General features: G+C 28.9%; 4 protein-coding genes (1 of these 4 running past the window's edge). All 4 read right to left on the reverse strand.

All coding sequences use genetic code 11. From position 1 onward, the window contains the following. Positions 1-488 carry the 5' portion of a 4-hydroxy-tetrahydrodipicolinate synthase gene (dapA, locus tag KEC37_RS02905; RefSeq protein WP_223139596.1) on the reverse strand. 403 nt of this gene lie to the left of the window's left edge, so 488 of the gene's 891 nt are visible here — the first part of the coding sequence; the start codon lies at positions 486-488; its stop codon lies off the left edge, out of view. Between the two features lie 241 nt (positions 489-729). Then, on the reverse strand, positions 730-1,356 hold the full coding sequence (gene upp, locus KEC37_RS02910; RefSeq protein ID WP_223138629.1) for a uracil phosphoribosyltransferase: 627 nt from the start codon (positions 1,354-1,356) through the stop codon (positions 730-732). Positions 1,357-1,474: 118 nt separating this feature from the next. After that, positions 1,475-2,212 carry a 1-acylglycerol-3-phosphate O-acyltransferase gene (locus tag KEC37_RS02915; protein WP_223139597.1) on the reverse strand — a complete coding sequence of 246 codons (738 nt, stop codon included), beginning with the start codon at positions 2,210-2,212 and terminating at the stop codon, positions 1,475-1,477. Continuing rightward, positions 2,213-4,684, reverse strand: a complete 2,472-nt coding sequence (gene rne, locus KEC37_RS02920; RefSeq protein WP_223139598.1) for a ribonuclease E — start codon at positions 4,682-4,684, stop codon at positions 2,213-2,215.

The raw sequence follows: 4,684 nt of genomic DNA on the forward strand, positions 1-4,684 counted from the left end.
GCTTCTTTTATTCCAATAATATTTTTTATTTTTGCTAAACGAGCTACAGTATGAGGTAAGATATCACATCCAGTACGTATTGGTACATTATATAATATTTGCGGTAATTCTGTACTTTCAGCAATTGCTTTAAAATGTTGGAATATTCCTTCTTGACTCGGTCTATTATAATAAGGTGTGACACTTAAACAACCGACTACACCACTGTTATTAAATCGACAGGCTAAAGAAATTGCTTCCGCAGTAGAATTAGCACCCGTCCCAGCAATGACAGGTATTTTACCTTGACTAAATTCCAGAGTCCACATGACCATATTATTATGTTCTTCGTAGCTGAGTGTCGATGTTTCTCCTGTAGTTCCAACCGCAACAATAGCTGATGTATTATTATATATATGATAATCGACTAGTTTTTTTAAACTATCTTTATCAAGATTTCCTTTGTCATCCATTGGAGTAATTAGTGCAACTATACTTCCTGTAAACATTATTCATTTACCCTCTACGTAAAATATATAATAAATTTTATTTTGCTATAAATAGTAAAATAAGTAAATATTATTTATATTAACCTTAATATTTATCTATCTGTAAGTATAGAAAATAATGAAAAAAATAATAATTAGATTAGCGATATCTATATAGTAATGAATAGATAGATATTAAAAGAAAGATGGTTAATCTCTCTATATGACAGAGAGATTAATTATTGATTTTCAATCCTAAATTTTATTTTGTCCCAAATATTTTGTCACCTGCATCTCCAACACCAGGTATAATATATCCATTGGAATCCAGACCTCTATCAATAGAGGCGGTGTATAATTCTATATGTGGATGAGCTTTCTCCAATGCATTAATCCCTTCTGGTGCAGCAATTATTACTAATACTTTAATATTTTTACAACCCGCACGTTTTAATAAATCAATCGCAGCAATCATAGAACCTCCAGTTGCCAACATTAAATCTACTATTAATGCTTTACGTTCATTTATATTTGAAACGATCTTTTGAAAATAGGGAACGGGTTTTAAAGTAATTTCATCTCGATATATACCAATCACACTAATACGTGCACTAGGGAGATTTTCTAAAACTCCATCTATCATTCCAAGTCCAGCACGTAAAATTGGTACGATTGTGATCTTTTTCCCTTTTATTCGTTCTACTTCAACTATACCACACCAATTTTCAATAGTTAACGTTTCAGTTTCAAGATCATCTGTTGCTACATATGTTAGTAAACTACTTATTTCTGCTGCTAATTCTCTAAAACGCTTTGTACTAATCCCATTAGCACGTATTAATCCTAATTTATGTTTTATCAATGGATGTTTTACTTCAATAATTTTCATGTTATTTCTACTCAATAGTCTTAAAAAGAATCATGTAATTAATGTATAAATAAAAGATTTTATAAATCTTACTAAGAATATCTGTGATTAAAAATTTCTAATTTCAATAATCTTTTATCTAAATTTTAGTAACTTTTTTTTCTTTTAAATGTACTTCTTTATTAAGCTGATTTACTTTATTTTTTATTATATTATGACAGTGATCTGTTAACATGTTAACTTGCTGAATAGTCAATGTATTTGTCCTAATAGGAGGAAGAATTTCTACAATGACTAATCCATTATTCCAACGATTTAGTTGAATTTTATTGGTATCTGAAATACAGATTGGTACGATAGGAACTTGACAAATAATTGCTATTTTAAAAATGCTTCTTTTAAATGGTAAGAGTCCTCTCCCTCTACTTCTAGTCGCTTCTGGAAAAATCCATAGGGAAAGATTTTTTTCTTTTATTTTTTTGACAATAGATAATAAAATATTATAAGAATGTATAGGATTATTACGATTTATAAATATATTACCAGATAACCAATATAACCATCCCAAAAAAGGAACAAATAGTAAACTACTTTTACCTACTGCTATTGTTCTAGGTTGTACTACATTAGCGGCTATAATGAGATCATAATTATTTTGGTGATTAGCAATATATATACAGTTTTGAGATAATATTTCTTTCTGAGTAAGACGTAAATCTATTTTGATTCCTAAAATAGGAGTCATTTTCCCAAAAAAATGACTAAATTTCGCCGAATGAGCAGGATATCTTGGTCTAAAGAGGCAATAAATTAAACCAAATATACAAATAAATATTGATGTTATTATAATTAGTATAATACGAATAATCATTAACATTTAGGAGGTCTTCTGATTGATAGAAGTGTTCTCATTACTATTTATAGAATTTATAGAAGAAGTAACTATAGAAGAAGATTGTGATTGTATAGATTGATTTTTGGTATGAGAATAACGTCTACGATTATAAAATCGAATATGTCTAGGTGAACGTCTTAATCTATTAGATAAATGGATATTATTTTTAGTATCCTTATTTTTTTGTATTTTTATTTTTTTATTATTTAATGTTATATTAACAATATTCTCATCCTTATTCTCATCTTTAATAAGATTATTCTTTGTCTCTTTATAAATTCTATCTTCATTATTATTACGAATTTTTATCACACGAGTAGTAGTATCTTCTTCTGTATGATTTTCTATTTTCATTGTATTATCTATGATATTTTGCTTTGTATTATTAGATACAGTATGAACTATTTTACATTTTTTTTTGTTTTTTCTTTCTTCTTTTTTTATAGAAGTATTTTGTATCCCTTCTGAAGGCATTGATAGTCTAGAATATTCTAGACTTTTATCAAATTTATGTTTGATACTACTATGCTTGATACTATTACTTTGATTATTAATATGAATATTATGAGTATTAATTGAATTATGTTTTTTTTTCCGAATCAGATCATTGTAAGAATCTTTTTCTTTTTTTTGTTTATAATCATCGATTGAATGAAATATTTTTCTACTTTTTGAATCTTTTAATTTTTTTCTTTTATTGATTTGCGCTATTATTTTTTGAATGATTTTATATATCAAATATTTTATTCTTATAAAAAATTTATAATTATAAAATAATTTCTTTAATATTATTTTTAATATTTTTTTATTTTCTCTTTCTTTATGAGAATTTTTTTCTTGAGAATTGCTTAATGTGGAAAATGGAGAGTAACGTTTATTATTTTTTTCTATTGATGCATTTTGATGATGAGCAAAAGGATTTATTTCTGCTTCATGTAATTGAGGTAAAAGATAGCTTAGAGTAGAAGAAGATTCTTCTCCCTTACGAATTCGAAGAACCGTATAATTGGGTGTTCTCATTTGATCATTTGGTACAATAATCGCACGTACTCCACCTTGACGCTTTTCTATAGCATTTACTGCTTCTCTTTTTTCATTCAGTAGATAAGAAGCTATAGGTACTGGGACAATAGCATGAACCTCATGGGTATTCTCCTTTAATGCTTCTTCTTCTATAAGACGTAAGATTGATAAAGATAAAGATTCATTATCACGAATACTTCCCGTTCCACTACAGCGTGGACAAATATGATGACTCGATTCACCAAGAGATGGACTAAGACGTTGACGAGAAATTTCTAATAAACCAAATCGAGAAATACGACCAATTTGAATACGAGCACGATCTTGTCGGACTGCTTCTCGTAAACAATTTTCTATCTCTCTTTGATGTCGAATGGGAGTCATATCAATAAAATCAATAACAACCAATCCTCCTAAATCACGTAGTCTTAATTGACGAGCTATTTCATTGACAGCTTCTAGATTAGTAGTAAAAGCAGTTTCTTCTATATCTCCACCTCGTGTTGAGCGAGAGGAATTAATATCAACCGCTGTAAGTGCTTCTGCAGTGTCAATAATAATTGATCCACCAGAAGGGAGACGTACTTCTCTTTGAAATGCAGATTCAATTTGTGACTCAATTTGATAATGACTAAATAATGGTACTTCTCCACTATATAATCGAATTTTATGCGTAAGATCTGGACGACCCAAAGCAGTAATATGCTGCTTTGCTAAATTTAATATTTTAATATCATCAATTAAAATTTCGCTAATATCTGGTCGTAAATAATCACGAAATGCTCGTACAATCACATCACTTTCTTGATGAAGAAGAAATGGAGCAGTATGATTTTCAGCTGATTTTTTAATTGCTTCCCAATGTTTTAAACGAAATGTTAAATCCCATTGTAGTACTTCAGTAGATTTCCCAATACCAGCAGTACGTGCAATTAATCCCATACCACTTGGTAATTGAAGAGAAGATAATACGTCCTTTAATTCTGTTCTATCATTTCCTTCAATACGCCTAGAAATACCACCTGCACGTGGATTATTTGGCATTAATACTAGATAACTACCTGCTAAACTTATAAAAGTTGTAAGAGCTGCACCTTTGTTACTTCTTTCTTCTTTATGAACTTGCACAATTATTTCTTGTCCTTCCCGTAATATTTCTTTAATATTAGGTTTTCCAACATAAGAATATTGTGTGGGAAAATACTCTTTAGCAATTTCTTTTAAAGGTAGAAATCCATGTTTTTCTGTCCCATAATCAATAAAAGCCGCTTCTAAACTTGGTTCTATACGTGATACTCTTCCTTTATAAATATTAGATTTTTTTTGTTCATGTCCTGGGACTTCAATGTTTAAATCATATAATTTTTGACCATCTACTAAAGCTATACGTAACTCTTCCTTTTGAGTAGCATTAATTAACATTCTTTTCAT

This window comes from Candidatus Schneideria nysicola (assembly GCF_019923565.1).
Lineage (GTDB): Bacteria > Pseudomonadota > Gammaproteobacteria > Enterobacterales > Enterobacteriaceae > Schneideria > Schneideria nysicola.